This window comes from Mesorhizobium sp. M0195, from assembly GCF_040322115.1.
Classification (GTDB): Bacteria; Pseudomonadota; Alphaproteobacteria; order Rhizobiales; family Rhizobiaceae; genus Mesorhizobium.
Genome location: NZ_JAMYSV010000001.1, coordinates 205827 through 232039 on the forward strand (window position 1 = coordinate 205827; position 26213 = coordinate 232039).

The 26213-nt window shown below is 63.1% G+C and carries 30 protein-coding genes; 15 read left to right on the forward strand and 15 right to left on the reverse strand.

Translation table 11 applies throughout. From position 1 onward, the window contains the following. The first annotated feature begins 24 nt into the window (after positions 1-24). Together NKJ12_RS01000 and NKJ12_RS01005 are read left to right on the forward strand one after the other, a co-directional pair. Positions 25-1203, forward strand: a complete 1179-nt coding sequence (locus tag NKJ12_RS01000) for an HlyD family secretion protein (protein WP_352686454.1) — start codon at positions 25-27, stop codon at positions 1201-1203. 22 nt (positions 1204-1225) lie between these two features. Then, positions 1226-2818: a DHA2 family efflux MFS transporter permease subunit gene (locus NKJ12_RS01005; RefSeq protein WP_502905685.1), complete on the forward strand. Its 1593-nt coding sequence runs from the start codon at positions 1226-1228 to the stop codon at positions 2816-2818. Between the two features lie 213 nt (positions 2819-3031). On the opposite strand, the gene msrB is transcribed toward NKJ12_RS01005, so the two are convergent. From msrB to NKJ12_RS01025, 4 genes are all read right to left on the reverse strand, one after another. Further along, complete coding sequence (gene msrB, locus NKJ12_RS01010) at positions 3032-3532, reverse strand: peptide-methionine (R)-S-oxide reductase MsrB (protein ID WP_352477048.1); 501 nt, start codon at positions 3530-3532, stop codon at positions 3032-3034. Between the two features lie 172 nt (positions 3533-3704). After that, positions 3705-4262, reverse strand: coding sequence for a fasciclin domain-containing protein (locus tag NKJ12_RS01015; protein ID WP_352700992.1), 558 nt, complete (start codon positions 4260-4262; stop codon positions 3705-3707). A gap of 206 nt (positions 4263-4468) precedes the next feature. Then, positions 4469-5173 carry an anti-sigma factor gene (locus tag NKJ12_RS01020; protein WP_352648011.1) on the reverse strand — a complete coding sequence of 235 codons (705 nt, stop codon included), beginning with the start codon at positions 5171-5173 and terminating at the stop codon, positions 4469-4471. After that, positions 5170-5709 (reverse strand): sigma-70 family RNA polymerase sigma factor, encoded by a 540-nt coding sequence (locus tag NKJ12_RS01025; protein ID WP_352647800.1) that lies wholly within the window; start codon positions 5707-5709, stop codon positions 5170-5172. The genes NKJ12_RS01020 and NKJ12_RS01025 overlap by 4 nt, the downstream gene beginning before the upstream one ends. A gap of 126 nt (positions 5710-5835) precedes the next feature. Between NKJ12_RS01025 and NKJ12_RS01030 the strand changes: the two genes are divergently transcribed. Both NKJ12_RS01030 and argB read left to right on the forward strand, forming a co-directional pair. After that, complete coding sequence (locus NKJ12_RS01030) at positions 5836-7332, forward strand: amidase (RefSeq protein ID WP_352700993.1); 1497 nt, start codon at positions 5836-5838, stop codon at positions 7330-7332. Positions 7333-7488: 156 nt separating this feature from the next. Further along, positions 7489-8382 carry an acetylglutamate kinase gene (argB, locus tag NKJ12_RS01035; protein ID WP_023677482.1) on the forward strand — a complete coding sequence of 298 codons (894 nt, stop codon included), beginning with the start codon at positions 7489-7491 and terminating at the stop codon, positions 8380-8382. A gap of 19 nt (positions 8383-8401) precedes the next feature. On the opposite strand, the gene bchE is transcribed toward argB, so the two are convergent. Both bchE and NKJ12_RS01045 read right to left on the reverse strand, forming a co-directional pair. Beyond that, the gene (bchE, locus tag NKJ12_RS01040; protein WP_352700994.1) at positions 8402-9940 is read right to left on the reverse strand and encodes a magnesium-protoporphyrin IX monomethyl ester anaerobic oxidative cyclase; all 1539 of its coding nucleotides are present in this window, start codon (positions 9938-9940) and stop codon (positions 8402-8404) included. 101 nt (positions 9941-10041) lie between these two features. Next, a complete protein-coding gene (locus NKJ12_RS01045; protein ID WP_352506020.1) occupies positions 10042-10518 on the reverse strand; it encodes an Lrp/AsnC family transcriptional regulator in 477 nt (158 codons plus the stop codon). A gap of 140 nt (positions 10519-10658) precedes the next feature. Here NKJ12_RS01045 and phhA point away from each other — a divergent pair, with 140 nt between their 5' ends. Further along, positions 10659-11492 carry a phenylalanine 4-monooxygenase gene (gene phhA / locus NKJ12_RS01050; RefSeq protein WP_352647806.1) on the forward strand — a complete coding sequence of 278 codons (834 nt, stop codon included), beginning with the start codon at positions 10659-10661 and terminating at the stop codon, positions 11490-11492. Here phhA and NKJ12_RS01055 read toward each other — a convergent pair. After that, the gene (locus NKJ12_RS01055; RefSeq protein WP_352700995.1) at positions 11487-11987 is read right to left on the reverse strand and encodes a MarR family winged helix-turn-helix transcriptional regulator; all 501 of its coding nucleotides are present in this window, start codon (positions 11985-11987) and stop codon (positions 11487-11489) included. The genes phhA and NKJ12_RS01055 overlap by 6 nt on opposite strands. A 93-nt stretch (positions 11988-12080) precedes the next feature. Here NKJ12_RS01055 and NKJ12_RS01060 point away from each other — a divergent pair, with 93 nt between their 5' ends. Next, positions 12081-12248, forward strand: coding sequence for a hypothetical protein (locus tag NKJ12_RS01060; protein ID WP_352700996.1), 168 nt, complete (start codon positions 12081-12083; stop codon positions 12246-12248). A 69-nt stretch (positions 12249-12317) separates the two neighbouring features. Here NKJ12_RS01060 and NKJ12_RS01065 read toward each other — a convergent pair whose 3' ends face one another. Then, complete coding sequence (locus NKJ12_RS01065) at positions 12318-13079, reverse strand: GGDEF domain-containing protein (RefSeq protein ID WP_352700997.1); 762 nt, start codon at positions 13077-13079, stop codon at positions 12318-12320. 161 nt (positions 13080-13240) lie between these two features. Between NKJ12_RS01065 and NKJ12_RS01070 the strand changes: the two genes are divergently transcribed. After that, a complete protein-coding gene (locus NKJ12_RS01070) occupies positions 13241-13948 on the forward strand; it encodes a pyrimidine 5'-nucleotidase (protein ID WP_352477037.1) in 708 nt (235 codons plus the stop codon). A gap of 33 nt (positions 13949-13981) precedes the next feature. Here NKJ12_RS01070 and NKJ12_RS01075 read toward each other — a convergent pair whose 3' ends face one another. Continuing rightward, positions 13982-14821 carry an LOG family protein gene (locus NKJ12_RS01075; protein WP_352506025.1) on the reverse strand — a complete coding sequence of 280 codons (840 nt, stop codon included), beginning with the start codon at positions 14819-14821 and terminating at the stop codon, positions 13982-13984. 146 nt (positions 14822-14967) lie between these two features. Between NKJ12_RS01075 and dapD the strand changes: the two genes are divergently transcribed. The 7 genes from dapD to NKJ12_RS01110 all read left to right on the forward strand — a co-directional run bounded on the left by dapD (position 14968) and on the right by NKJ12_RS01110 (position 20523). Next, positions 14968-15822, forward strand: a complete 855-nt coding sequence (gene dapD / locus NKJ12_RS01080; protein ID WP_352506026.1) for a 2,3,4,5-tetrahydropyridine-2,6-dicarboxylate N-succinyltransferase — start codon at positions 14968-14970, stop codon at positions 15820-15822. Positions 15823-15852: 30 nt separating this feature from the next. After that, on the forward strand, positions 15853-16224 hold the full coding sequence (locus NKJ12_RS01085; RefSeq protein WP_352700998.1) for a DUF805 domain-containing protein: 372 nt from the start codon (positions 15853-15855) through the stop codon (positions 16222-16224). A 28-nt stretch (positions 16225-16252) separates the two neighbouring features. Further along, the gene (locus NKJ12_RS01090) at positions 16253-17041 is read left to right on the forward strand and encodes a hypothetical protein (protein ID WP_352700999.1); all 789 of its coding nucleotides are present in this window, start codon (positions 16253-16255) and stop codon (positions 17039-17041) included. Positions 17042-17274: 233 nt separating this feature from the next. Further along, positions 17275-18375 (forward strand): GGDEF domain-containing protein, encoded by a 1101-nt coding sequence (locus NKJ12_RS01095; protein WP_352701000.1) that lies wholly within the window; start codon positions 17275-17277, stop codon positions 18373-18375. 68 nt (positions 18376-18443) lie between these two features. Continuing rightward, positions 18444-18680, forward strand: coding sequence for a hypothetical protein (locus tag NKJ12_RS01100; RefSeq protein WP_352701001.1), 237 nt, complete (start codon positions 18444-18446; stop codon positions 18678-18680). 32 nt (positions 18681-18712) lie between these two features. After that, the gene (dapE, locus tag NKJ12_RS01105) at positions 18713-19912 is read left to right on the forward strand and encodes a succinyl-diaminopimelate desuccinylase (protein WP_352701002.1); all 1200 of its coding nucleotides are present in this window, start codon (positions 18713-18715) and stop codon (positions 19910-19912) included. A 2-nt stretch (positions 19913-19914) separates the two neighbouring features. Then, positions 19915-20523, forward strand: a complete 609-nt coding sequence (locus NKJ12_RS01110; RefSeq protein ID WP_254815875.1) for a transporter — start codon at positions 19915-19917, stop codon at positions 20521-20523. Here the strand turns inward: NKJ12_RS01110 and truA are convergent. Genes truA through def form a run of 4 tightly spaced genes read right to left on the reverse strand, consistent with a single transcriptional unit; the run spans position 20505 to position 23262 of the window. Beyond that, positions 20505-21260 carry a tRNA pseudouridine(38-40) synthase TruA gene (gene truA / locus NKJ12_RS01115; RefSeq protein WP_352701003.1) on the reverse strand — a complete coding sequence of 252 codons (756 nt, stop codon included), beginning with the start codon at positions 21258-21260 and terminating at the stop codon, positions 20505-20507. The genes NKJ12_RS01110 and truA overlap by 19 nt on opposite strands. An 18-nt stretch (positions 21261-21278) precedes the next feature. Continuing rightward, the gene (locus NKJ12_RS01120; protein ID WP_352701004.1) at positions 21279-21788 is read right to left on the reverse strand and encodes a GNAT family N-acetyltransferase; all 510 of its coding nucleotides are present in this window, start codon (positions 21786-21788) and stop codon (positions 21279-21281) included. Next, on the reverse strand, positions 21785-22714 hold the full coding sequence (gene fmt, locus NKJ12_RS01125) for a methionyl-tRNA formyltransferase (protein ID WP_352701404.1): 930 nt from the start codon (positions 22712-22714) through the stop codon (positions 21785-21787). The genes NKJ12_RS01120 and fmt overlap by 4 nt, the downstream gene beginning before the upstream one ends. 17 nt (positions 22715-22731) lie before the next feature. Further along, positions 22732-23262, reverse strand: a complete 531-nt coding sequence (gene def, locus NKJ12_RS01130; RefSeq protein ID WP_023676950.1) for a peptide deformylase — start codon at positions 23260-23262, stop codon at positions 22732-22734. Between the two features lie 103 nt (positions 23263-23365). On the opposite strand from def, the gene NKJ12_RS01135 reads away from it, so the two are divergent. Next, a complete protein-coding gene (locus NKJ12_RS01135) occupies positions 23366-24628 on the forward strand; it encodes a DNA recombination protein RmuC (protein ID WP_352701005.1) in 1263 nt (420 codons plus the stop codon). Positions 24629-24667: 39 nt separating this feature from the next. On the opposite strand, the gene NKJ12_RS01140 is transcribed toward NKJ12_RS01135, so the two are convergent. Beyond that, positions 24668-25072, reverse strand: a complete 405-nt coding sequence (locus NKJ12_RS01140) for a GFA family protein (RefSeq protein WP_352701006.1) — start codon at positions 25070-25072, stop codon at positions 24668-24670. Between the two features lie 79 nt (positions 25073-25151). Beyond that, positions 25152-26117: a cation diffusion facilitator family transporter gene (locus NKJ12_RS01145; protein ID WP_352477025.1), complete on the reverse strand. Its 966-nt coding sequence runs from the start codon at positions 26115-26117 to the stop codon at positions 25152-25154. Positions 26118-26213 lie beyond the last annotated feature (96 nt).

Here is a 26213-nt window from a genome sequence, read left to right on the forward strand (position 1 = left end):
CGCCAGTTAATTTAGAGAGATATCATGTCCTCGAACGCGCCTACCAGTGCCGAAGTCCGCCCTTTCCCCAGCGCCAAGGTCCAACCTGCGATCGAAGCGCCGGAAGCCCCTCTCAAGCCCGCCGACATCACCCCGCTGGCTCCCGCCAAAAAGAAGCGCTCGATGCGCTCGATGTTGTTGCCCATCATCGGCCTGGCCCTGCTGGGCGCCGGCGCATGGTATGGCTATGACTACTGGACCGACGGGCGCTTCATGATCTCGACCGACGACGCCTATGTCCAGGCCGACACGGCGTTCATCTCGCCAAAAATCTCGGGCTATGTCGATCAGGTCAAAGTGACCGAGAACCAGCAGGTGAAGGCCGGCGACCCGCTGCTGATCGTCGATGACGGTGACTACAAGATAGCCGTTGCCCAGGCCGAGGCGCAGATCGCCACGTTGAGCAAGACGCTCGACCGCATCGATGCCCAGACCGAAGCGGCCCGCGCCTCGCTCAAGCAGGCGCAGGCGCAGAAGACCGCCGACCAGGCCGCAGCAGACAATGCGAAGCGGGTTCAGGTCCGCGCCGCCCAGTTGCTCAAGACCCGGGTCGGTACCCAGGCCCAGTTGGACGACGCCCAGACGGCGGTCGAGCAAGCCAATGCCGCACTAGCCGGCGCCGACGCGCAGATCGCGGCGGCTCAGGCCAATATCGGCGTGCTCCAGGCGCAGCGGGCGGAATCGGCCAGTACGCTGGCCTCGCTGCAGCTTGCCCACGACAAGGCGGTGCGGGATCTGTCCTTCACCGTACTGCGCGCACCCTATGACGGCGTGGTCGGCAACCGCTCGGTCGAGCAGGGCGACCTGATCAGCCCCGGACAGAAGCTCGCCGTCATCGTGCCAATGGACAAGCTCTACATCGTCGCCAATTTCAAGGAGACGCAACTTGCCCGGCTGGTGCCTGGTGAAAAGGTCAGGGTGTCGGTCGACGCGATCGACGGCCAGGACTTCGAGGGTACCGTGTCGTCGCTGGCGCCGGCTTCGGGAGCAGTGTTCTCGCTGCTGCCGCCGGAGAACGCCACAGGCAATTTCACCAAGGTGGTGCAGCGCGTTCCGGTTCGCATCGACGTGCCCGCGGATGTGCTGAAGACGGGCAAACTGCGCGCCGGCCTGAGCGTCGTCGTCGCCGTCGACAGCCGCACGGCGCCTTCGGCATCGAAGTAAAGCGGAACCGGGAGCAAGGGTCATGGCGACCGCAACCATTACCGCCGGATCGGTGTCGGCCATCCCGGCCCAGACAGATCACATGCCGATCCGCCGCGTCATCGCCTTCCTGGCGATGGTGTTCGGCATGTTCATGGCGATCCTGGACATCCAGATCGTCTCAGCCTCGCTGGCCGAGATCCAGGCGGGCTTGAGCGCCAGCTCGGACGAGATCCCGTGGGTGCAGACGGCCTATCTGATTGCCGAGGTCGTGATGATCCCGCTGTCCGGCTTTCTCAGCCGGATGCTGTCGACGCGCGTGCTGTTCACAATCTCGGCGGCGGGCTTCACCGCGGCCAGCGCGCTGGCGGCAACCGCAACCAATATCGACCAGATGATTGTTTACCGCGCCGTGCAGGGCTTCATCGGCGGCGGCATGATCCCGAGCGTCTTTGCAGCCGCCTTCACCATCTTCCCGCCGTCCCGCCGCGCCGCCGTCTCGCCGATGATCGGCCTGGTGGCGACGCTGGCGCCGACCATCGGCCCGACCGTCGGCGGCTATATCAGCCATGCCATGTCCTGGCATTGGCTGTTCCTGGTCAACGTCGTGCCCGGCATTCTGGTGACCACGGCCGCCTGGTCGCTGATCGACTTCGACAAACCCAATCTCAAGCTGTTCAGCAAGTTCGACTGGTGGGGGCTTGCCGGCATGGCCGCTTTCCTGGGCTGCATGGAATATGTGCTGGAGGAAGGCCCCAACAACGACTGGCTGCAGGATCAGGCGGTGTTCGTCTGCGCCGTCATCATGACCTTCGGCGCGGTGCTGTTCTTCTGGCGCGTGTTCACCGCCGAGGAGCCGATTGTCGATCTGAAGGCTTTCAGCAATATCAATTTTGCGTTCGGCTCGCTGTTCTCCTTCGTGGTCGGCATCGGCCTCTACGGTCTGACCTATCTTTATCCCGTGTTCCTGGGGCGCATCCGCGGCTACGATTCGATGATGATCGGCGAGGCGCTGTTCGTCAGCGGCCTGGCCATGTTCTTCACCGCGCCGATCTCCGGCATCCTGTCGAACAAGATGGACCCGCGCATCATGATGATGATCGGCTTCTTCGGCTTCGCCACGGGAACCTGGTGGATGACGCATCTCACCGCCGACTGGGATTTCTACGAACTGCTGATCCCGCAGATCCTGCGCGGCTGCTCGATGATGCTGTGCATGGTGCCGATCAACAACATTGCGCTCGGAACCTTGCCGCCGGAGCGGCTGAAGAATGCGTCTGGCCTGTTCAACCTGACCCGCAATCTCGGCGGCGCCGTCGGCCTGGCCGTCATCAACACCGTGCTGATCGACCGCAATGCCTTCCACTACGCCAGGCTCTCCGAGCACGTGCAATGGGGAAGTGCCGCTGCGCAACAGAAGCTGCAGAACATGACGCTCAACTTCGAGCAGACCGCCGGGCTCGACGCCTCCAAGGCGGCCATCTCCAAACTGTCAGGCATGGTCCAGCAGCAGGCGTCGCTGCTGTCGTTCATGGACGTATTCTTCATGCTGACGGTTTTGTTCGCGACGCTTGGGCTCTTCACCCTGGTGATCCGCAAGCCAGCCGCTCAGGGCGGCGGTGGCGGAGGCCATTGAGGCGCGCTGGATCCCCCGCCTGGCGCCCTCGCGCATGACCCCGAAAAGCGATTTTCGGGGTCATGCGCAACATCAACCATTACGAGGTCTTGGAGCGGCGGACACTCCACCGCTCCAACTTTTTGTTTGAGCATCGGATTTTCCCAAAACCGCTTCGCACTTTTGGGTCCGATGCTCTAGCGCGCTCCGACAAAGTAAGGGTCGCAGCCGTCCTCACGCCGTCGCCGGCTTAAAGGTCAAGGCGACGCCATTGATGCAGTGTCGCAACCCGGTCGGCGGCGGACCGTCGTCGAAGACGTGGCCGAGATGGCCGCCGCAGCGGCGACAATGGACCTCGGTGCGGGTCATGCCCAACGATCTGTCCACGGTCTTGCCGATGGAATTCGGGATTTCCTGCCAGAAGCTCGGCCAGCCTGTGCCGGAATCGAACTTGGTCTCAGACGAATAGACCGGCAGGCCGCAGCCGGCGCAAGCGAAGATGCCTTTGCGGTGCTCGTTGAGCAGCGGACTGGTGCCCGGATATTCGGTGCCCTCCTTGCGCAGCACATTGAAGGCCGCGTCGGACAGGATGGCGCGCCACTCGGCCTCGGTCTTGGTAACCTCGAATGTCTCGGCCGCGCGTGCATCCTGGGCTCCGCCCATGCGCAGCGCGGTGGCGCCTGCGACAACGCCAATGGCTGCCGCACCACTCAAAAGAAGCTCGCGACGGTTCATGGCCATTCCTCCTGTTACTGCTTGTGCCAAATTCGACCGCCACACGGAAATCAAAAGCCGGTGACGATCGCTGTCCTCAAAGCGGGACTCCGCGCCTATCCATCTTGCGTGAACGGCGCGGAGTGTGCGCAGGGAGGCCCCTAGGGATATCTTCGCCGGCAGCGTGCGTTTGTTACATCTTCGGCAGGAGAACCTTATCGACGACGTGGATGACGCCGTTGGACTGTTCGACATCGGCGATGGTCACATTGGCGATGTTGCCATTTTCGTCGGTCACGGTGACCTTGCCGCCGTCGGTCTTGAGCGACAGTTCGCAACCACCGACCGTCTTAACCTTGTGCGTGCCGCCGTCGTGCTTGACCATCTTGGCGACGTCGGCGTCCATCGCTTTGGCGCCGATGACATGGCAGGTCAGGATCTTGACCAGCCTGTCCTTGTTTTCAGGCTTGAGCAGCGTCTCCACCGTGCCGGCTGGAAGTGCCGCAAAGGCCTCGTTGGTCGGCGCGAACACGGTGAAGGGGCCAGCGCTTTGCAGCGTATCGACCAGGCCGCCTGCCTTGACGGCAGCGACCAGCGTCGTGTGGTCCTTCGAGTTGACAGCATTTTCGACGATGTTTTTCTGGGCATACATGGCGGCGCCGCCTACCATCGGGTTTTGGGCATAGGCAACGGTGGCGAGCGCAGAAATGGCGACCGTACCGGCAAGCAAAAGGGTGGCGAATTTACGCATGATTTCAATCTCCTCGGGTTATCGTTCCCCTTATTCGGGAACGCAAGGAGATACGCGATAGAAAATTCCGGAGTTTCGTTCTCTCCGCAAAAAAAATTGCGTCGCTGAAATTTTCCCGGCGCGGATCGACAACCACCAACAAGCTTTGCAGGCGTTTAAATCGCGGAAGATAGATTTTAAGGTCTGCTTCCGGAGATGAGAAGCGGTCAGATGCTCTTCAGATCGCCCGCTGCGACCACCGGTCCAGTCGGCTGGCCGGTCGGTGAACCCCCGGCAGGTTCAACGCTGACCGCAAGCACGGCGCCTTGCGCCAATTTCTCCTGGACGGCGGGCGGGATGGCCAAATGCGCGGTCGCACCGGCCGGGATGACGCCCATCGACACCGGCGCCTTCTTGCCTTCGATCATCCACAATTCGAAGTCCTTGCCGGCGGCCCGCTCGCCGGAAACGTGGGAAAGACCGACCTCGTGACGGGCGGCATCGTAGACAACGAGATATTTGACGTCGCTGCCTTCGGCCGCCAGCGAGGCGACAAGCCGCGTCTGCGGCGGTTCGGTGGGCGGGCGGAAGTACGGCACGGCGATGTAGATCGCCAGCGCCGCAATGGCGGCGGCGGCGAGACCGCGCCAGAAGCCAAGGCTCGACCAGAGGCCGGCGCGCGGCTCTGCAGCGAACAACCGGCGGTCCAATGCTTCCTTGACCCTGATCGGAGGCTCTGTCTCCGGATAGGCGGCGGTCATCGGCGAAAGATGCGCCTCCCAGCTATCGACAAGGCGCGCGAAGGCGGCGTCCGCATCGATGCGGCGCGACGCGATCTCGCGTTCATCGGCGGCTAGAACGCCAAGAACGTATTCGGCGGCGAACAGGTCGTCGCCCCCACGTTCCGGTCCATTGTCGTCAGCCAGCGTCATCTTTCCAGGCATTCTCTCAGTTTCAACAGGCTGCGGCGCAGCCAGGTCCGCATCGTGTTCAGCGGTACGCCATAGCGCTCCGCCAGCTCGGCATAGCTTTTGCCATCCAGATACGCGCCCCGGACGGCCGCCGCCCGGTTCCTCTCCAACTCCTCGAGACAATGGTAGATGCGTCCGGACTCACCGCCCGCCACGGCCATGGCCTCCGGCCCCGGCGCCGGATCGGCCACGTCGAGCGCGGCATCGATATAGGCGGCAGGTTCTCGCCGCGCTCTGATCCGATCGATCGCATGATTGCGCGCAATGGCCACCAGCCAGGAGATCGGGCTCAGATTCGAAACGGCGAAACGGTCCGCCTTCGTCCATATCTTGACGAAGATCTCTTGAAGCGCCTCTTCTGCATCTCCCCGATCCTTCAATACACGAAGGCAGACGCCGAAAAGTTTCGCGCTGGTCTGCCGGTAGAGCAGATCGAACGCAGCCCGGTCCTTCATCGAAGTCCGGACAATCAGGTTGCTGATGTCCTGCGGCGTCATCGGCCGCCAAATTAGGCGATTGCAATGTATTTGCAACGACTGAAATGGTCTTGCGCACCGGCAGCGCCAGCCTCGATTGCCAATGGAATCGCCTCCCGCTAGCTTGCCATGAGCGGGAGGGCGACCATGTCGATCGAGCGGGTTCTTTGGGGGCATGACGCAACCGGCCAGGCCGCGCTCGTGCACAAGGGAGAGATCACACCGCAAGATCTCGTCGATGCGGCGATCGCCCGGGCCGAGGCCACCCGGCCGGAGATCAACGCCATCGCCGAACCGCTTTATGAGGCGGCGCGGGCGCGGGCGCGGACCGTCGACCACAAGCTGCCACTTGCCGGAGTGCCCTTTGCGCTGAAGGATCTCGGCATCGCCATGAAGGGCGTGCCGACGCATGGCGGCAGCCGCATCCCTGCCTACACCCCCGATTTCAACTCGGTCATGACGGAACGCTATCTGGCTGCCGGCCTGATCCCGATCGCCACCAGCACCGCACCCGAACACGGACTGAGGCTGGTGACCGAGTCGGTGGCTTACGGCGTCACCCGCAATCCATGGGACACCGCGCACACGACCGGCGGTTCCTCGGGCGGTGCGGCTGCGCTGGTCGCGGCCGGCGTCGTGCCGGTGGCGCACGCCTCGGACGGCGGCGGCTCGATCAGGGTGCCTGCCGCTTGTACCGGGCTGGTCGGGCTGAAAACCTCGCGCGGCCGCGTGCCCTTGACACCGCTCGTCACCGAAAGCTGGTACGGCTTCGTCGTCGACCATGCGTTGGCCCGCTCAGTGCGCGATACGGCGCTGCTGCTCGACCTGACCCACGGGGCTGACCCGCTGTCGCCCTACGCGGCACCGTCGCCGACCGGCAGTTTTGCTGCGGCGGCCGGGCGCGATCCGGGCAAGCTCAACCTCGCCTTCTATCGAAAATCGCCGCTCGGCCTGCCGATATCGGAAGAGACGTTGAAAGCTCTGGATGCGGCGATCGCGCTGGCGCGCGAAGGCGGGCACAGCGTCGAGGAGATCGACCTGCCCTATATCGATCGCGATTTCATCGCCGATTTCGCCAGAACCGTCGCCGCGGCGGTGGCCGGCACGATGCGGGGCGAGGTCTTGCGCGTCGGCCGCTCCATCTCAGGCGATATCGAACGCGCTACGCGCGTGATGAGCCGGTTCGGTGAAATCCTCTCGGCCGGCGAAATCTACGCCGGCCTGCAGCGGCTGCACGCCGCCTCGCGCCGGCTTATCACCGAAACCGCGCACTATGATGCGGTGCTGATGCCTGTCATCGCGCACCCGCCGCTCGCCTGCGGCACCATGGACCCGAAAGGCGTCGACGAATTCATCGAGAATGTCCTGGACAGACTGCGCCTCGCCGGCCTGCTGAAGTTCAAGCCGCTATTCGGCCAGCTGATGGACAAGAGCCTCTGGTTCACCCACTGGCCGGCGATCCAGAACGTCAGCGGGCAACCGTCGATCACGCTTCCGGTCTACGTCACCGATACCGGCCTGCCGCTCGGCGTCCAGGCCGCCGGCCGCCCCGGCGACGAGGAAACGCTTCTGTCGTTCGCCGCGCAGATGGAAAAGATCTCGGGCTGGCTGGGACGGCGGGCGCCGCTGCAGGTGCCGGCATAGACCATGATCCCGAAAGGTGGGAACCGGTTTTCGGACAAGATCATGGTCAAACAAATAGTAGTACCGATTTGATCGATCGTGACAGCAAAGCCGTTTGCCCCCTCGTCCAATTCCCGCTAAGACGCCGCCGTTCATGCCAAGCTGGGAACCACGCCGATGACGGACGTCGCCGCCACCGCCGAAATGCAGGCCGCGCTGCTTTCAAGGGCGCTGCCCTATATGCAGCGCTACGAGAACAAGACGGTCGTGGTGAAATATGGCGGCCACGCGATGGGCGACATCGCGCTCGGCAAGGCCTTCGCCCGCGACATCGCACTGCTCAAGCAATCCGGCGTCAACCCGATCGTCGTGCATGGTGGTGGGCCGCAGATCGGCGCCATGCTCAGCAAGATGGGCATCGAATCCAAATTCGAGGGCGGCTTGCGCGTCACCGACCAGAAGACCGTCGAGATTGTCGAGATGGTGCTGGCCGGGTCGATCAACAAGGAGATCGTCGCGCTGATCAATGCCGAGGGCGAGTGGGCGATCGGCCTGTGCGGCAAGGACGGCAACATGGTGTTTGCCGAAAAAGCGCGCAAGACCATGATCGATCCGGATTCCAACATCGAGCGGGTACTCGACCTGGGCTTCGTTGGTGAGCCTGTCGAGGTCGACCGCACATTGCTCGACCTCCTGGCGCGGTCCGAAATGATCCCGGTGCTGGCGCCGGTAGCGCCCGGCCGCGACGGCCATACCTACAACATCAACGCCGACACTTTTGCCGGCGCCATCGCCGGCGCCTGCCAGGCGACGCGCCTGCTGTTCCTTACCGACGTGCCCGGCGTGCTCGACAAGGACAAGAAGCTGATCGACGAGCTGACCGTGGCCGAGGCCAAGGCCCTGATCAAGGACGGCACGGTCTCGGGCGGCATGATCCCCAAAGTCGAGACCTGCATCGAGGCAATCGAGCGCGGCGTCGCAGGCGTCGTCATCCTTAACGGCAAGACGCCGCATGCGGTGCTGCTCGAGCTGTTCACCGAACACGGCGCCGGCACGCTAATCGTGCCGTGAGGCCGGGTGTCTGAGGGGCTCAAGCGTTTGGCGAAATAGCGGTCACGGACTGACGCGGCAGGCGTTCGACAACCATCGATTCCTCTTCCTCGTCTTGCGGCGAGCCCCAGAATTCGGCGAGCGTCGGGCCATGTTTCAGGCGGCGGTCGCGGACCAGAAAGCCCCAGACTTCGCGGAACCAGACGCGGCGGCCCATTTTGGTGTACCAGCGCATCGAATGCCGTTGCTCCGGATCCTTGTGGAACAGGATACGCGCCAACGCCTTGGGCCGCGACTGCACCGCCAGTTCGATCAGCTTGACGGCGAAGAACAACATCCACGGCTTGAGGCGGGTCATCTGCAGCACCTGATGCTTGTAGTCCCACAGGCGGGCGTCCAGCTGGATCACCTTGCGGTCCCTGGCAATCCTGAAGAACGGCGTCCAGCGATGCGGCGTCACATAGAGCGCCTGGATCTGGTCAGGGTCATAAGCGATCAGTTGGCGGAAGCCGCGCCAGAGGTCGCGCAAGCTTTCGTCCTCGAAACCGGCCACCCAGGTCGCCATCGACAAGATGCCGTTGAGGCGCAGCAGCCGTATCGCCTCGCGGTCGGATGAGGTGCTGCCGCCCTTGCGGATCAATGCAAGCGTCTGCTCGTCGGTATTTTCCATGCCAAGCAGCCAGCGAATGACGCCGGCCTGGCGATAAAGATGCAGGCTGTCGGCGTCGCGGACGATGTCGTCGGCGCGGGTGGAGCCGACGATCAGCACCGGCACATTCTCGGCGATCATCGCGTCGAGAAAGGCGAGCCAGGCCTTTTTGGACGACGTCGGGTTCTCGTCGGCAAGGTTGATCAGTTCGACGCCGTGCTCGCGGTAGAGCCAGGCAATCTCCCGCGCGAACTTCATGGGGTCGCGGTGCCGCCAGCGCGTCCAGAAGCCGCGCTGGCCGCAATAGTTGCACAGATGCGGACAGCCTCGCGAGAACTGCATGACCACCGCGCGCTTGCCTCCCCAATAGCTGTAGCGACTGAAGTCGATCAGTTCCCAGCCGATGCGGTAGTCGTCTAGGTTGATGATCGTTCTTGCCGGCCGGGTTGCAAAGGGCTGGCGCAAATCGTCAGGAAAGGCGATGCCCGCCACATCCGACAGCGGCTTGCGTTTCTCAAGCGCTTCGACCAGCGCGACGATGGTCGCCTCGCCCTCGCCGCGCACGATGAAGTCGAAAACATTCGTTTCAGCCAGTATGTCGCGCCAATGATAGGTCGGAAACACGCCGCCATAGATCAGGATTGTCGCTGGCTGGATGTCCTTGACCATGCCGGCGATCAGCAGGGCTGTCGGATGCGCAGAGGTCGAGCCGGAATGGCCGATCAGAATGCAGTCGGGATGGTCGCTCAAGGCGTCCCGGACCAGCGTGGCAAGCGCCATCGGCCCGAATTCGGCGTCCACAAGCCGCACTTGATGTCCCGCGTCGATCAGCGGACCGCCCAGTGCCAGCAAACCGAGCGGCGGCAGATGGTCGTCCGGCACACGGCTGCCGATGGCGGTATGCGGCGGGTTGATCAGGACGATTTTCATGGCGGGCCTTATGCGATGGCGGTCCGCATGTCGTAGTCGGCGATCTAGTTCCGGAGATTGGCTCGCTTCAGCAGTTCGTGTGCAGCTTTTCCGCAGAAATGCTATCGTCTGAGATGTGCCAGCGGCACATGGCCGGGTCCCTTGATGTTCTGCAGCACAAGCTGCGTGTGGACGTCGCGCACGCCTTCGAGCCGCATCAACCGGTGCATGACGAAGGCATTGAGCTCGTCGACCGACGGCACCATGACATGCAGCAGGAAATCGTAGTCTCCAGTCATCGTCCAGCACGACGACACCTCGTCCATGCGCTGCACGGCGGCGATAAAGGTTTCGGGCGAGCCGTCGCTGTGGGTCACGAGGCGCACCTGGATGAACACTTCGACCATCAGACCGACGGCGCGGCGGCTGAGTACCGCGGCGAAGCCTTTTATGATGCCCGCCTGCTGAAGAGCCTCGAAGCGCCGCGCGCAAGGTGTCGTCGACAGGCCGATCTGCTGCGCCAATTCCGATACCGGCTTGCGCCCGTCGCGCTGCAGGATGTCGAGCATCTTGATCTCGAATTCGTCAAATTGAGGCATTTTCACTCTCCCAAAGCTAGATCGTGGAGTCTTTTACCTCCAACCCTGCATTTGAGCCACCATCAAAGTTGATTTGCCTCGCGCGATCCGGCTAGAACTTCCGGCAATTCGCTGGTCATGATTTCCAGGGAGAGCAAGCCATGACAATGAACGTTGCCGACTATGCCCGCGAATGCGCGGCGCGAGGCCTTCGCGGCGATTATTCCGTCTGCCGTGCCGATTTCACCGTGGCGCAGGGCTACAATTATAGCGACGAAGAACAGGCGGTGTGGCGCACGCTGTGCGACCGCCAGACGAAGCTGACCAGGAAGCTGGCCCACCACTCCTACCTCGACGGCGTCGCGGCACTCGGCCTTCTCGACAAGATCCCGGATTTCGGTGCGGTCAGCGAGAAGCTGCGCAAGTTCACCGGCTGGGAGATCGTCGCCGTGCCGGGGCTCATCCCCGCCCAGCCGTTCTTCGACCATCTCGCCAACCGCCGCTTCCCGGTCACCAACTGGCTGCGAACCCAAAAGGAGCTCGACTACATTGTCGAGCCCGACATGTTCCATGATTTCTTCGGTCACGTGCCGATCCTGACGCAGCCGGTCTTCGCCGACTTCATGCAGATGTATGGCAAGAAGGCCGATAGCGTGATTGCGCTCGGCGGCGACGAGATGATCACCAGGCTTTACTGGTACACCGTCGAATACGGCCTGATACGCGAGCCGGGCAAGCCGCTGAAGGCTTTCGGCGCCGGGCTGATGTCATCCTTCACAGAGCTTCAGTTCGCGGTCGAAGGCGGCGAGGCGCACCATGTTCCCTTCGACTTGGAAACCGTAATGCGCACCGGCTACGAGATCGACAAGTTCCAGCGTGCCTATTTCGTGCTGCCGTCGTTCGACGCCCTGCGTGATGCTTTCGAGACAGCCGATCTTGCGGCGATCGTGGCGCGCCGCAAAGGCGAGCCAGCGATCGACCCGGCGAGCCTATAGGCTGTCGGTTGTTTCCAACGCCTCGGCCTTCAGCCGGGCCAGCTGGTCGCGCTGAAGGTCGAGGGATGCCGTGACGAAGCGCAGGATCGTGCCGAGTTCAATGTCGGTGAATGTGGCGATCACGTTTTCCCCCTCCTGAGCGATCGCGCCATAATAGCGCGTCGATAGTTCTCGCGTGAGTTCCGTCGCCTCTATGACCACCTTGCGCCTGTCCTCGAGGCTGCGCGTTCGTGTCAGCAGGCCGCGCGCTTCCAGCCGGTCGATCAGCGCGGTGACCGCGGCCGGCGTCAACCCTGTTGCGGCCGCGACCTCGCCAGCCGATCGCGGGCCGCCATAGAGCAGCGCCAGGCAATGGCGTTCCGCCATGCTCAGCCCAAGCCTATCGCCCACTGCCTCGTCATAAGCCTGCGTCGCGTCCTGCCAGCCCATAATGGCAAGGCTGATAGCGGTCTTCATGTCTGCCCGATTCACGCTTGACGAATTTATTTCGATCATCTAACTATCAATCTGCCTAACATTATGGCTATTATAGTAATGTGCTGCATCGGGCACAAGGCAAGGCCTATCGCAGCTTGCAAGGAGTGAAAAATGAATCAGACCCCGACGCGCGGCCCACTCACACCGGCTGAGGAGTTCAAATACGCCAAGCTGGCGATGGAGTGGTATGGCTGGGGCTCTCCCATTGGCCTTGGCATCGCTCTGGTCGCGCTGGCGGCCGCCGCCCTGCTGTTCCGCATCGCCATACGCGGATTTTGACAGTCTGACCACGGTCGGGTTGAATGCAGACAGGGTGGAACTCTCCCAGCGGAAGGCTCAGGGCCGAGCTCAGGCGGCTTCGGAAATATCGCGGTCGATGATCGACAGATTGCGGCCGCGATGCTTGGCCTCGTAAAGCCGCTGGTCGGCGGCGCGCATCAGCTCCGACACTGCGGCGTCCCTGCCGCAGGTGATGCCGCCAATACTGACTGTCAGCGGAACCGATCGTTCGTCGACCGGCCGGAAACGGATACGCTCGACCTCACGGCGGATGCGCTCAGCGACGCGCCTGGCCTCGTGTTCGGTGGCACCAATCAGAAGGGCGCAGAATTCCTCGCCGCCGATGCGCCCAAGCACGTCGCCGCTGCGCACGCCACGCTCTATCGCCTTTGCGATCAGGAGCAGCGCATCGTCGCCGATCAGATGGCCGTAGCTGTCGTTGATGGTCTTGAAATGGTCGGCATCGACGATCAGCAATGCCCCGCGATCGGACTTACGCCGAGAGCCGTCGAGGGCGGCAAAGAAACTTTCGCGGTTGAGCATGCCGGTCATGTCGTCGCGGCTCGCCTTGTCCGCCAGGCGCCGGTGCGCGGCTGCAAGCTGGGCATGATTGCGAGCAAGGTCGCGGTGCGCGTTCTTCACCTTTTCGCTTTGCCAGAATGCATAGGCGCCGGCGCCCCAGGCCAGAACGAGTGGGCACAGGGTGGATGTCAGCCAGATGGTGCGATTGATCGAAAATCCCATCGCCGGCACAACGATCAGCGTCGGCAGAAGTGAGGCGGCGACGGAGGCGAAAGCGATGGCGGCAGACTTTAGAAATATGTGATTCATCGCTGGCTCCCACTGCTCCGTCTTGGTGTCAGCAAGCGCTGAATGCCACCTTTCGGCGATGCTTAAAATGTTAATCGTTTCGCCATTTTCACCACTCTTGGCGGGCATAGGTTGTGGATAAACCTCCTGTTAGAAAGATCGTTTCGTGCCATAAGGACGGTATGACCACACTTCCCGACCCCGCCCGCTTTGCCCATGTCACCGACTGGGTGTTCGATCTCGACAACACGCTTTATCCGCACCATTCGAATCTGTTCTCGCAGATCGATGTGAAGATGACCGCCTACGTTGGAGAATTGCTGACGCTGCCGCGCGAGGAAGCACGCAAGCTGCAAAAGGAGCTCTACCGCGAATACGGCACGACACTGAACGGATTGATGACGCGCCACGGCATCGACCCCGACGATTTTCTCGAGAAAGTGCACGACATCGATTATTCCTGGCTGGTGCCCGATCCCGTCCTCGGCACCGCCATTCGCCAGCTTCCCGGCCGTAAATTCATCTTCACCAATGGCGATCGCCGGCATGCCGAACGCACCGCGCGGCAGCTGGGCATTCTCGAGCATTTCGACGATATTTTCGATATCGTCGCAGCCGGACTGAACCCCAAGCCGGCGCGGCAATCCTATGAGAGATTTGCCGAACTCCATGCCGTTACCGGGCAAAATGCGGTGATGTTCGAAGATCTCGCCCGCAACCTGTCGGTACCGAAATCGCTGGGCATGACCACGGTGCTGGTGGTGCCGCGCAATTTCGAGCCGACCTTCTCGGAAATTTGGGAACGCGACCCGGCCAACGAGGATGATGTGGACTTCGTCACCGACGATCTCGCCGGCTTTCTCACGGCGATCGTCGAAGTCCCTGCTTGAGGCAGCCTGCGCGCTTCAAGTCCTGCTTGCTTGTCAAAGTTTATAGAAGCGGCTGACGATCCCCCAGGCCTCGTCGGCGGTCTCGACAAAATCGATGATATCCTGGTCGCCGGGAGTGATCGTGCCTTGCTCGGCGAGGAAATCGAGGTCGATTGCCCTTGCCCAGAAAGCCTTGCCGAACAGAATGACCGGCACGCGTTCCATGCGGCCGGTCTGGATCAGGGTCAGCGTTTCGAAGAACTCGTCCATCGTGCCGAAGCCGCCGGGAAATACCGCAACGGCCTTGGCACGCATGACAAAATGCATCTTGCGGACCGCGAAATAGTGGAAGTTGAAGCAGAGTTCCGGCGTCACGTAGGCGTTTGGCGCCTGCTCGTGCGGCAGCACGATGTTGAGACCGATCGACGGCGCGCCAACATCGTCGGCGCCACGATTGCCGGCCTCCATGACGCCCGGCCCGCCGCCGGTCACCACGACGAATTCGCGATAGTACGAGGTGGCCGACTGCTGTGAGCAGAGGCGGGCGAATTTGCGCGCCTCCTCGTAATATTTGCTGTTTTGCTCGAGGTTTTTCTTCTGCGTCTCGTTCTTGGCCGCCCAGGCTTCGCCGCCGGGCTCGGGGATGCGGGCGCCGCCGAACAGGATGACGGTCGATTGGATGCCGCGCTCGGCCAGGATCATCTCCGGTTTCAGCAGTTCGAGCTGCAGCCTGACCGCGCGCAACTCGCGCCGCGTCATGAAATCGGGGTCGTTCCAGGCCAGCCGATATGTCTCCGCGCGCGTTTGCGGCGTGTCCGGCACGCTTCTCGACCGCTCCAGATCCTCGTCCGAATGCGGCAGCGGCGTCCATCCCGCCTTTTCCATGGGAGTCATATTTGCTTTACCCGTCCAATTCATTCACTTGCGCCGTCCCGTGACGCTGCCGCGATTGACCCTCCCCAAGCCTTCACATAGGGTCCGCGCGACTTTCAAACAGGTTAAGGCGCCGGCCCTTAACAGCTTGGTAATGGAGCGAATTCATGTCGAAGCACGATCTCGCGAGCCTCGAGGAGATCATCGAGAACGCCTTCGAGGAACGCGACACGATTTCGACCGCAACCCGCGGCGAGACGCGCGAGGCCATCCAATCGGCGCTCGACCTGCTCGACCGGGGCGTCGCCCGCGTCGCCGAGCGGCAGGCCGACGGCAAATGGCACGTCAACCAGTGGCTGAAAAAAGCGGTGCTGCTGTCCTTCCGGCTCAACCCGATGGAGATCATCAAGGGTGGTCCCGGTCAGGCGGTTTGGTGGGACAAGGTGCCCTCGAAGTTCGACGGCTGGAGCGCCGTCGATTTCGAGAAGGCCGGCTTCCGCGCCGTGCCGTCGTCGATCGTGCGCCGCTCCGCCTATGTCGCGCCCGGCGCCGTGCTGATGCCGTCCTTCGTCAATGTCGGCGCCTATGTCGACAGCGGCACCATGGTCGACACCTGGGCTTCGGTCGGCTCCTGCGCCCAGATCGGCAAGAATGTGCATCTGTCGGGCGGTGTCGGCATCGGCGGTGTGCTGGAGCCGATGCAGGCGGGTCCCACCATCATCGAGGACAACTGTTTCATCGGCGCCCGTTCCGAAGTGGTCGAAGGCTGCATCGTGCGCGAGGGCTCGGTGCTCGGCATGGGCGTCTTCATCGGCCAGTCGACCAAGATCGTCGACCGCGCCACCGGCGAGATCTTCTACGGCGAGGTGCCGCCTAATTCCGTCGTCGTCGCCGGCTCGCTGCCCGGCAAGCCTTTTCCAAACAACGAGCCCGGCCCCAGCCTCTACTGCGCCGTCATCGTCAAGCGGGTCGATGCCAGGACCCGTTCCAAGACATCGATCAACGAATTGCTGCGCGATTGATCTTTCTCAACGAATACGGACGGAATTCGCTTGCCTGATAGATCAGACCTCATCTGGCTTTTCTTCAAAGCTTCGGGCCGGGTCAGCCGCGCGGCCTATTTTCTTGGAGGACTGCTGGTGGCCATCATACAGGCCTTCCCGCTCTACCGTTTCACGCTGGTGCCGGAAGGCACCACCGAGAGCAACATGTGGTCGTTTATTTTCTTCATCGCCTTCATTGCCTCGCTTTGGTCGAACGTGGTGCTGGCGGTCAAGCGGTTGCACGACCTCGACAAGCCGGGCGTTGCGGCGCTGGTGCTTTTCGTACCGGTTGTCTCGATCATCGCTTTCCTGGTGCTTTGCCTGTTTCCAGGGCAACCCGGCCCCAACCGCTACGGCAAGCGCACCAATGCCCCCGGCTGAACCCTGAGCGCCGATCGGACATTTCGTCATGCGCTACCGCTCGCTTGATCCGAAACTGATCCTCGAAACCGCCGAACGGCTGGAAGGGCGCGTCGCCGAGCGCTTTCCCGATGCAGGCTTGCGCGGCGTCGCCGCCGAGCTGGTGTCGCTGTCGCGCGATCTGGCGAAAGCCGCCAAGGCGCTGGAGGCGCCGATCTGGTGGCTGCGCGGCCTCATCATCGCCGCCTTCGTCGCCGGAGCGCTGATGTTCCTGTTCGTCGGCACAATCCTGCCGCTCGGCCGCATCTCGGGAAACCACGATGCCTTCCAGTCGGTGCAAGGAATCGAAGCCTCCCTCAACGTGATCATCCTCGCGGTGCTGGGCTTCCTGGCCCTGATTCGCTCCGAGGAGCGGATCAAGCGCAAGCGGGTGTTTCGCCAGCTCCACGGGTTGCGTTCGCTGATCCATGTCATCGACATGCACCAGCTGACCAAGGATCCGGCCGCACTTTCACCCAGTTTCAATCCGACTGCCCATTCGCCAGCCCGTATCACCAACGCCGCCGACCTTGCCCGCTATCTCGACTACTGCTCCGAAATGCTGTCGATCACCGGCAAGATCGCCGCGCTGTTCGCGCAATCGGTGAATGACGCCGTGGTCATCGACGGCGTCAACGATATCGAGAACCTGGCTTCGAACCTCTCGCGAAAGATCTGGCAGAAGATCACGCTGATCGAAACCCCTCATGGGCAGCCGGCACGTGCGGCGAAGACCGATCCCGAGCAGGGTCCGCCGCGTAGACCTGCAGTCCGCAGACGACCGGGGCCGGCAAGCTAAAACCGGCGACCCGGCGGCAGATCCGCTAGAGCGGCAGAGCGGGGAGTTCCGAAAGCCCGGTTTTGCGCCGGATGCTCTAAGCGAATGTTAATCACCCTGGCCCAGCATGCCGGCGAAGACTGTGTCGACCGGCACGGAGCGCTCGACTGGCAAGCGACCTATCCCTGATCACCAAGGAGCCGCGCAAAACGTGGAGCGCCGCCGCTCGCCTGTTTGCCTGGTTCTCTTCGCCGATGAAATTGGAACCGGAAGCTGTCCGCGCCCGGCTTCTCGACACCACCTTCGACCGCAAATTCGCAGTCCTGTTCGGCACCATCAGCGTTCTGCTGGTTGCGGTCAGCGCCGCTCTCGCCACCGGGGATTGGTGGCCCTACGCCTGGATTGCCGCCGACCTGATGCTTTTCACCGTCCGCGTTCTGCTGATGCGGGAATGCGAACAGGCCCGCAGGCGCGGCTCGAAAGGGCCGCTGGCGGGCCTGATGGCAGCCAGCGGCGTCTGGTCGGTCGTCTTCGGCCTCGGCTGCTATGGCTGTGTTGCCAGCGGGAATATGGCGCTTTCCGTACTTGCCGCCTTGAATGTCGCAGGCGTCGTCGGCGTGGTGTCGTCACGCAATGCGGCGACCCCGCGCTTCGCCATATTCGTCATGTTGGCCGTAAGCCTGCCTTACGTGGCCGGTGCATTGTTTTCTGCGGCGCCCGGAATGCCGATCGTCGGAATTCAAACGCCGTTCTATGTGGCCGGCGTCATCATCGTGCTGCTTCAGAACCACGCAATCAATGCCCGCATGATCCGCGCCGAACTGGACAATCGCGACCTGGCCATCAAGGACGCGCTGACCGGCCTGCCAAACCGCATCTTCCTGCAGGAGAAATTGCGCGACATGTGCCGCGAGCTTGCGGCGCCGGCCGCCAATGGCGGCAAGCCGTTTGCAGTGCTCAGCATGGATCTCGACGGTTTCAAACAGGTCAACGACCGTTTTGGCCACGCCGTCGGCGACGTGCTGCTGCGCAAGGTGGCCGAACGATTGAAGCGCGGCTTCCGTCCGGGGGACGTTGTCTTCCGCATCGGCGGCGATGAATTCGTCATCCTTTTGCCCGCAACCTCGGAGATCGAGGCCACCTACCTGGCAAAGCGGGCCATCGAAAAGGTCTCGGTGCCTTTCGACCTCGGGGTCGGTTCCGCCATCCATGTCGGCCTGAGCGTCGGCAGCGCCTTCGCACCCGCCGACGGCGGCGATCCGGAAATCCTGCTCACCTGTTCCGACCATGCGCTCTACGAAGCCAAGCGCACCGGCAAGGGCCGTTACTGGGCACCTGTGCGGGCTACCATCTGACGGCGGCGACAGGCAAGGCGATCCGCTTCTCTCCTGCCCGGCCGGCCATGCCTTGCGTCGCGCCGCTCTTGACCGCTACTTGCAGCGCCTTCTCGATGCCCGGCCGCCAGCAGAACCATTTGTCGCCCGGCAAGTATCTGGCAGCCGCCGGCGTAGCAGCCGATACTGCCGGCACCGGCGATTACGATTGTCTTGCCATGCGTGATCATGCGATGGCCCTGCCATGGTCGAGAGGCCTTGCCGCAATCATACGACATGAAAACCATAATGTCGGCGGCATGTCTGGCCCTTATGTCTGGCCGTGACAGTCCCTGCGCTTTCGACTATCGCTTTGCCCATGACGCTGCCTACCGATCCGACCAGAAATCTGGCTGCTCTCATCCGCTGCGCTTCCGTGACGCCCGCCGAAGGCGGTGCGCTGAGCGCGCTGGAAGAAATGTTGAAGCCGCTCGGCTTTGCCGTCGAGCGCCCGGTGTTTTCCGAATCCGGCACACCTGACATAGAGAACCTTTATGCGCGGCGTTCCGGCAACGGCCCGCATCTGATGTTTGCCGGCCATACCGATGTCGTGCCGGTGGGCGATGAAACAGCCTGGACGCACCCGCCCTTTGCCGCCGACATCGCCAATGGCGAGATGTTCGGCCGCGGCGCCGTCGACATGAAGGGCGGCATTGCTTGTTTCGTCGCGGCGGTAGCGCGACACATCGCGCAGAAGGGCGGCCCGAAGGGGTCGGTCTCGCTGCTGATAACCGGCGATGAGGAAGGTCCGGCGATCAACGGCACGACGAAACTGCTCGAATGGGCGGCCGCCAAAGGCGAGAAATGGCATGCTGCGATCGTCGGCGAGCCGACCAATCCCGACGCGCTCGGCGATATGATCAAGATCGGCCGGCGCGGCTCGCTATCGGGCACGGTCGTCGTCAACGGCCGCCAGGGACACGCCGCCTATCCGCAGCTGGCCGACAACCCGGTGCGCGGCCTGGTGACGCTGGTCGACGCCTTGCTTCACCCCGTCTTCGACAACGGAACAAGGGATTTCCAGCCGACCAATCTTGAGGTGACCTCCATCGATGTCGGCAATCCAGCCACCAACGTCATCCCGGCGAAGGCGGCGGCTACCTTCAATATTCGCTTCAACGACACATGGACCGCCGAGACGATCCAGGCCGAGATCCACAACCGCCTCGACCGGGCGGCGAAACGCAAGAAATACCGCGCCGGCAAGGCGACGCCCGTCGACTACGAGATCGCTTGGCGCGACGGACCGAGCCACGTTTTTCTGACACGCGACGACAGGTTGATCGAGACGCTTGGCGGCTCGATCAAGGCGGTGACCGGCAGGAAGCCTGCGCTCTCCACCTCCGGCGGCACCTCCGATGCCCGCTTCATCAAGGATTATTGTCCGGTGGTCGAATTCGGCCTTGTCGGCAAGACCATGCACATGGTCGACGAACGCGTGGCGATTGCCGACCTCGAGACGCTGACGCAGATTTATCTGCGCTTCGTTGAAGACTGGTTTGCGCAGGACATATCCTAGTGATGCTTTCAGCGGATGAAACCTACGCTTCGCTTGCCGGTGCCTGGCGGCTGATGCTCGGCAAGGCCGACGGATTTCGCCTGCTCGACCTTTCGGCGGACGGATTCTGGAACTCCTTTTTTGCCATCGTCGTCGCGGCGCCGGCACTGATCGTCGGCTGGGTCGGTATTGCCAACGAGATCGGCGACCCCAACGCATTCGTCGGCCGTTTCAGCATGTTGATCCGCCTGGCCACCGTCGATATCGGCGCCTGGGTGCTGCCGCTCATAGGCCTCGCGCTGGTGGCGCCGCGGGTCGGCGTCGGCGGCCGTTTCGTCCATTATGTCGTGGCCAGCAACTGGGCCTCGGCAATCATCGCCTGGATGATGCTGCCATCGGCGTTGATCCGGCTTTTCCTGACGTCGGCCAACGAAGTCTCCGGACTCGTGTCGCTGCTGTTGTTCGCGCTGTCGATGGTCTTGACCTGGCGGATGACCAACGTTGCGATCGGCAGGGGTGCGGCCGTCGGCAGCGCCGTTTTTGCCGGCATGTTCGTGGCCTCGCTGATCGTCCTGTTCGGACTGCAGGCGCTGCTCGGGATCAGCGTTCCGGATCAGCCAGGCGTCGGATAGTCGACGCCGACGAGAAACAGCCCGTCGGGCGGCGCCACCTGACCGCAGGCCGCACGGTCGCGCGCCTCAAGCGCCGCCTTGAGGTCGGCAACAGTCCAGCCGCCTTCGCCGACGCGTTTGAGCGAGCCGACCATAGAGCGCACCTGGTTGTGCAGGAATGAGCGCGCCGAAGCGCGGACCTCAATGAAATCGCCCGCCCGGCTGACATCCAGCCGGTCGAGCGTGCGGACCGGGCTGGAGGCTTGGCACTGGGTCGAGCGGAAGGTGGTGAAATCATGCCGGCCAAGCAGCACCTTTGCCGCTTCGTGCATGGCCCCGGCATCGAGCTGCTTCGGTACCCACCAGATCTTGCCCTTGTCGAGCGCCGCCGGCGCGCGGCGATTGACGATGCGGTAGAGGTAATGGCGGCCGATCGCCGAGAAACGCGCATCGAAGCCATCCGGCACGACGGCGGCCTTCAGGATGGCGATGCGCGCCTTGGCCGCCTGCAGATGCGCGTTGACGGCGTCGCGCACCTTGTCGCCGGGCCATGCCTTGATCAGATCGACATGCGCCACCTGAGCGGTCGCATGGACGCCAGCATCGGTGCGGCCGGCGGCGCGCAGCGAAACCTGCTCACCACAGAACTTCTCGATCGCCTGCTCGATCGCCTGCTGCACCGATGGCTGGTTGGCCTGGCGCTGCCAGCCGGCGAAGAGACTGCCGTCATATTCGATGTCGAGGCGAAAACGCGGCATTCCCGGATCGAGGCGAAATCAGGCGGCGAGGGCTGAGCCGAAGGCCGAGGCGTAGACCAGCCTGCCGGTCTCCGGCGCCTCGCCCCAGGCAAGCGCCTGCAGGGCTTCGCTTTGATAGTCGCTCTCGAATTTTGCGGCACGGGCGCGGCTGTAGCCGAAACGGCCATAGTAAGCCGGATCGCCGAGCACCACGGCGAGCGTCTCGCCAGCAGCCTTCAGGCGGATATGCGCCTCGCGGACCAGCGCACCGCCGATGCCGGTGCCGTGGAACGACGGCTCGACCGCCAAAGGCGCCAAAGCCACCGCCGGGAAGCTCTTGCCGCCATTCTGCACGAAAAGCCGTGAAAACAGGATATGCCCGACCACTTGCCCGTCTTCGTCCGCCACCAGTTCGACGACGGCATCACCGCCGCTGACCAGCGCGTCGACCAGTCCGGCCTCCGTCTGCTGGCCGAATGCGTGTTCTTCGACAAGGCGGATCGCCTCGCGGTCCCGCGGCGTCGCCGCGCGTATGGACATCATGCTCATGACAATTTCATTCCTTTTTCGAGCTTGGCCCCGCGCAGAAACTCCTGCGCGGCTATGGGCCTTGCGCCCGCACGTTGAACTTCGACCAGCCTGATCGCGCCTGACCCGCAGGCGACCGTCAGCCGGTCATCGAGAATTCCTCCCGGTTCGCCGGCGCCTTGCGAGAGCGTCGAGCGAAGCAGTTTCAGCCGTTCTACACGGCCGCCGATTTCGGCCTCGCACCATGCACCGGGAAAGGGCGACAGGCCGCGAATCTGGTTGTGCACGTCGCCAGCAGGTCGCAGCCAGGCTATGCGAGTCTCCGATTTATCGATTTTCTTGGCGTAGGTCACCCCCACCTCCGCCTGTGTGGTAAATGTCAGCGTATTCCGCTCCAGCCGCTCGAGCGCTTGCACCATCAGCGCAGCACTGAGGACCATCAGCCGGTCGTGCAGATCGCCGGCCGTCATGTCGGGTCCAATGGGACATTTTTCAACCATTGCCACCGGCCCGGTGTCGAGGCCTTCGTCCATCCGCATCACCATCATGCCCGTTTCGGTATCGCCGGCCATGATGGCGCGCTGGATAGGGGCAGCGCCGCGCCAGCGCGGCAATAGCGATGCGTGACCGTTGAGGCAACCGAGCCGCGGCGCCTCGAGAATGGGTTTGGGCAGAAGCAGCCCGTAGGCGACGACCACGGCGACGTCGGCACCCAAGGCGCGGAACGCCTCCTGCTCCGCCTCGCCCTTCAGCGACACCGGCGACCGCACCTCGACGCCCAGCCGCTCCGCCTCACGCTGCACCGGCGACGGCGTCAGTTCGAGCCCGCGCCGGCCGCCGGCGCGCGGCGGCTGCGTGTAGACGGCCGTCAACCCGTGCCCGGCCCCGGCAATCGCCCGCAGCGTCGGCACGGAGAATTCAGGCGTACCCATGAAGATGACACGCAGGGGCATTTCGTCGACGCCTACCCCACCATCTTGCCCGGCGCCTTGTCCCTGGCGAGCTTCTTGAATTTCTTGACCACCATGTCGCGCTTCAGCTTGGAGATGTGATCGATGAACAGCACGCCGTTGAGGTGGTCGATTTCATGCTGCAGGCAGGTCGCCATCAGCCCCTCGGCCTCGATCTCCTGCAGCTTGCCGTCGCGGTCGAGAAACTTCACCCGCACCGCCGCCGGACGCTCGACCTCGGCATAGTAATCCGGGATCGACAGGCAGCCTTCCTCGTAGACCGAACGCTGGTCGGAGCTTTCGAGGATTTCGGGATTGATGAAGACGTGCGGTGCCGGCGTCTCGTCCTCTTTGGCCAGGTCGATCACCAGCATGCGCAAGGGTTCGCCGACCTGGATCGCTGCGAGGCCGATGCCGGGCGCGTCATACATAGTGTCCAGCATGTCGCCGGCCAGTTTGCGCAAATCGCCATCGACACGCTCGACCGGTTTTGAAACCTGGCGCAGGACGGGATCGGGGAGGATGATAAGCGGCTTGATCGACATGACGTCTCACCTAAGACCTCGCAGGAAAAGCGTCAACCGGGACGGCTTCGGGTCGTTCACGTTTTGATCTGTGCCGGCAGACCGAATCATCTATGCTGTCGGCATGAACGATCTGGCCACCATCCTGTCCGAACCTGTCGCCCGCCTCGGCGCCACCACGCTCACGCTCGGCCAAGCCCTGGGTTTCGGCGCAATGCTGTTCCTTGGACTGTTCGTGGCGCTCGTCGTTGCGCTCTGGCGATCGGCCAAGGCGCGTGCAGTGGCGGCCGCCGAAGCCGCCGACCACGCCCGTGACGCCGAGGTGCGGATGGCCGGCATCTTGGCAAGCCAGGCGGAAATGCAAGGCCGCATGGGCGCCATCGCCGAAGTGTTCGGGGCGCGCCAGGCGGAACTGACCCAGTCGATCGGCCAGCGCCTCGATGCCATGACCGGCCGCCTGGGCCAGACCATGACCGAGCAGACGAGATCGACGCATGAGAGCCTCGCCAAGCTGCAGGAACGGCTGGCGGTTATCGATATCGCGCAAGGCAATATCCAGTCGCTGGCCGGCCAGGTCGTGCAATTGCAGGCGATCCTTTCCAACAAGCAGACGCGCGGCGCCTTCGGCCAGTCGCGCATGGAGGCCATCGTCGCCGACGGATTGCCGCACGGCGCCTATGAATTCCAGGCGACCTTGTCGAATGGCAGCCGGCCCGACTGCCTGGTGAAGATGCCGAACGGCGCGCCGTCACTTGCCATCGACGCAAAGTTTCCGCTCGAGGCGTGGAATGCCATCCGTGCCGCCGAAGGCGCCGACCTGCAGAAGTCGGCAGCACAGGCTTTCCGCCGCGACATCGAGGTGCATGTCCGCGATATTTCCGAAAAATACCTGATCCAGGGCGAGACGCAGGACACCGCCTTCATGTTCGTGCCCTCGGAATCGGTGTTCGCCGAAATCCATGAGAATTTCGAGGCCGTTGTCCAAAAGGCGCATCGATCGCGGATCGTCATCGTCTCGCCATCGCTTTTGATGCTGTCGATCCAGGTCATCCAGGCAATCCTCAAGGATGCCCGCATGCGCGAGCAGGCGCACCTGATCCAGGGCGAGGTCATCCGGCTAATGGAAGACGTCTCCCGGCTCGACGAGCGGGTGCGCAAATTGCAGACGCATTTCGGTCAATCGGCCAAGGATATCGACGACATCCTGGTCTCGACATCGAAGGTGACCCGGCGCGGACAAAAGATCGAGGCGCTGGAGTTTGGCGTGCAGCCGGCGGAGGATATCGCTGGTTCGAATGGCAGCGGAGCAAAAGCGGAAAGCAGCCCGCGCGTCGCTGATTCGAAAACCGGGCAATTGAGGCTAAGGGTCATCGAAGGCGACGATTGAGAGCTACGCCGGAACCGGAGGCTTCACCCGGATCTGGCGCTACTGCTCCTCGATGATGGTCGTGCCTTCGAATTCCGGCAGCCAATGCAGCGCCGAGCGGTGCCAGATCTGCTTTTTCGGCACCAGTTGCTCGCGCTGCCGTGCCGTGCCGACCCTGATGCCGTAAACCTTCGGTCCCTCGCCCGCCGACGTGGCGTAGAGATGCGAGCCACACTCACCGCAAAACGCCTGGGCGCGCTTGGCGCCGCTCGACCCGGTCTTGATGTAGATTTTCGGCTTGCCCTTGGTGATCCTGTAATTGTCCTCGGACGCCGGCACGGTGACGCGAAAGGCCGTTCCGGTTAGCTTCTGACAATCGATGCAGTGACAAATGGTGGTCTTTTCCGGATCGACCTCGGCCTCGTAAGTGATGGCGCCGCAATGACACCCGCCGTCGATTTTCATCTTCGTTCCTCCCGAGCTTTTGCCTGCGATCATAGCCGGGACTGCCCGATGGCGCATCGATTTCCTCAAGCCATTTTCCTTAGGCCGGTTCTTGTCCGGATGCCCCCGCCAAGGCCTTGCTCCGGCGTTCCCAGGTGCCGGTGGTCTGAGGCTTGACGAACAGCCGCGTCACCTCCGGCATCTCCGCTTTCAGCCGCGTCTCGAGGCGTTCGACGCAGGTCTCTATCTCGGGCGCCGACAAGTGGTCCTCGAACTCGATGCTCAGAGCGGCGACGATCTCCTGCGGACCCATATGCAGCGTCAGCGCGCCATTCGCCCGCTGCACCGCCGGGTCCTGCTGGACGATGTCCAATACTTTCATTTGCACCTCGGGCGAAGCCGGCTCGCCGAGCAGCAGGCTTTTGCTTTCGCGCGCCAGGAAGATCGCGGTTGCGCCCAGGATCAGCGCGATGCCGATCGACGCGGCGCCGTCGAGCTTCGGCATATCCAGCAGTTCCGCCGCCGATATGCCGGCGAAGGCGACAACGAGGCCGAGAAGTGCCGCGCTGTCCTCGAAGAGTACGGTGTAGACGCTCGGATCCTTGCTGAGCTGCACCGCCTCGAGCCAGCCGTGGCTGCCTTTTTGGTGGCGGAACTCCTTCAGCGCCACCAGCCAAGAAGTGCCTTCGAAGAGGAAGGAAAGGCCAAGGACAGCGTAGTTCACCTTGGCGTTGGCAATCGGCTCCGGCGTCATGATGTGCGTCACGCCTTCGTAGAACGATATGCCGGCGCCCAGTGCAAAGACGAGGAGCGCAACGATGAAGCTCCAGAAGTACAGCTCGCGGCCATGGCCGAGCGGATGCGTGCGGTCGGCCGGGCGCGCGGCACGGTGCATGCCGTAAAGCAGCAGGCTGCCATTGCCGGTATCGACGAGCGAGTGGACGCCTTCCGAGAGCATTGCCGAGCTGCCCGTGAACAAGGCAGCGGCGAATTTGGTCAGTGCGATCGCAAGATTCCCGGCGAGCGCCGCATAGATCACTTTTTTCGACCCGCCATGCGCCGCCACGGTGTGCTGCCTTGGTTGATGCACCGAGATTGGCGGAGCGTCCGCCCACGCTCCACAACTCTCACAACGCCTGAAGCGCCGAGTTGTTCACAAGGT

Bases quoted from the DNA above. Each gene is read 5' to 3' on its own strand.
- NKJ12_RS01000 (WP_352686454.1), top strand. From the start codon at position 25: ATGTCCTCGAACGCGCCTACCAGTGCCGAAGTCCGCCCTTTCCCCAGC.
- NKJ12_RS01005 (WP_502905685.1), top strand. From the start codon at position 1,226: ATGGCGACCGCAACCATTACCGCCGGATCGGTGTCGGCCATCCCGGCC.
- msrB (WP_352477048.1), bottom strand. From the start codon at position 3,532: ATGAACCGTCGCGAGCTTCTTTTGAGTGGTGCGGCAGCCATTGGCGTT.
- NKJ12_RS01015 (WP_352700992.1), bottom strand. From the start codon at position 4,262: ATGCGTAAATTCGCCACCCTTTTGCTTGCCGGTACGGTCGCCATTTCT.
- NKJ12_RS01020 (WP_352648011.1), bottom strand. From the start codon at position 5,173: ATGACGCTGGCTGACGACAATGGACCGGAACGTGGGGGCGACGACCTG.
- NKJ12_RS01025 (WP_352647800.1), bottom strand. From the start codon at position 5,709: ATGACGCCGCAGGACATCAGCAACCTGATTGTCCGGACTTCGATGAAG.
- NKJ12_RS01030 (WP_352700993.1), top strand. From the start codon at position 5,836: ATGTCGATCGAGCGGGTTCTTTGGGGGCATGACGCAACCGGCCAGGCC.
- argB (WP_023677482.1), top strand. From the start codon at position 7,489: ATGACGGACGTCGCCGCCACCGCCGAAATGCAGGCCGCGCTGCTTTCA.
- bchE (WP_352700994.1), bottom strand. From the start codon at position 9,940: ATGAAAATCGTCCTGATCAACCCGCCGCATACCGCCATCGGCAGCCGT.
- NKJ12_RS01045 (WP_352506020.1), bottom strand. From the start codon at position 10,518: ATGCCTCAATTTGACGAATTCGAGATCAAGATGCTCGACATCCTGCAG.
- phhA (WP_352647806.1), top strand. From the start codon at position 10,659: ATGACAATGAACGTTGCCGACTATGCCCGCGAATGCGCGGCGCGAGGC.
- NKJ12_RS01055 (WP_352700995.1), bottom strand. From the start codon at position 11,987: ATGATCGAAATAAATTCGTCAAGCGTGAATCGGGCAGACATGAAGACC.
- NKJ12_RS01060 (WP_352700996.1), top strand. From the start codon at position 12,081: ATGAATCAGACCCCGACGCGCGGCCCACTCACACCGGCTGAGGAGTTC.
- NKJ12_RS01065 (WP_352700997.1), bottom strand. From the start codon at position 13,079: ATGAATCACATATTTCTAAAGTCTGCCGCCATCGCTTTCGCCTCCGTC.
- NKJ12_RS01070 (WP_352477037.1), top strand. From the start codon at position 13,241: ATGACCACACTTCCCGACCCCGCCCGCTTTGCCCATGTCACCGACTGG.
- NKJ12_RS01075 (WP_352506025.1), bottom strand. From the start codon at position 14,821: ATGACTCCCATGGAAAAGGCGGGATGGACGCCGCTGCCGCATTCGGAC.
- dapD (WP_352506026.1), top strand. From the start codon at position 14,968: ATGTCGAAGCACGATCTCGCGAGCCTCGAGGAGATCATCGAGAACGCC.
- NKJ12_RS01090 (WP_352700999.1), top strand. From the start codon at position 16,253: ATGCGCTACCGCTCGCTTGATCCGAAACTGATCCTCGAAACCGCCGAA.
- NKJ12_RS01095 (WP_352701000.1), top strand. From the start codon at position 17,275: ATGAAATTGGAACCGGAAGCTGTCCGCGCCCGGCTTCTCGACACCACC.
- dapE (WP_352701002.1), top strand. From the start codon at position 18,713: ATGACGCTGCCTACCGATCCGACCAGAAATCTGGCTGCTCTCATCCGC.
- NKJ12_RS01110 (WP_254815875.1), top strand. From the start codon at position 19,915: ATGCTTTCAGCGGATGAAACCTACGCTTCGCTTGCCGGTGCCTGGCGG.
- truA (WP_352701003.1), bottom strand. From the start codon at position 21,260: ATGCCGCGTTTTCGCCTCGACATCGAATATGACGGCAGTCTCTTCGCC.
- NKJ12_RS01120 (WP_352701004.1), bottom strand. From the start codon at position 21,788: ATGAGCATGATGTCCATACGCGCGGCGACGCCGCGGGACCGCGAGGCG.
- def (WP_023676950.1), bottom strand. From the start codon at position 23,262: ATGTCGATCAAGCCGCTTATCATCCTCCCCGATCCCGTCCTGCGCCAG.
- NKJ12_RS01135 (WP_352701005.1), top strand. From the start codon at position 23,366: ATGAACGATCTGGCCACCATCCTGTCCGAACCTGTCGCCCGCCTCGGC.
- NKJ12_RS01140 (WP_352701006.1), bottom strand. From the start codon at position 25,072: ATGAAAATCGACGGCGGGTGTCATTGCGGCGCCATCACTTACGAGGCC.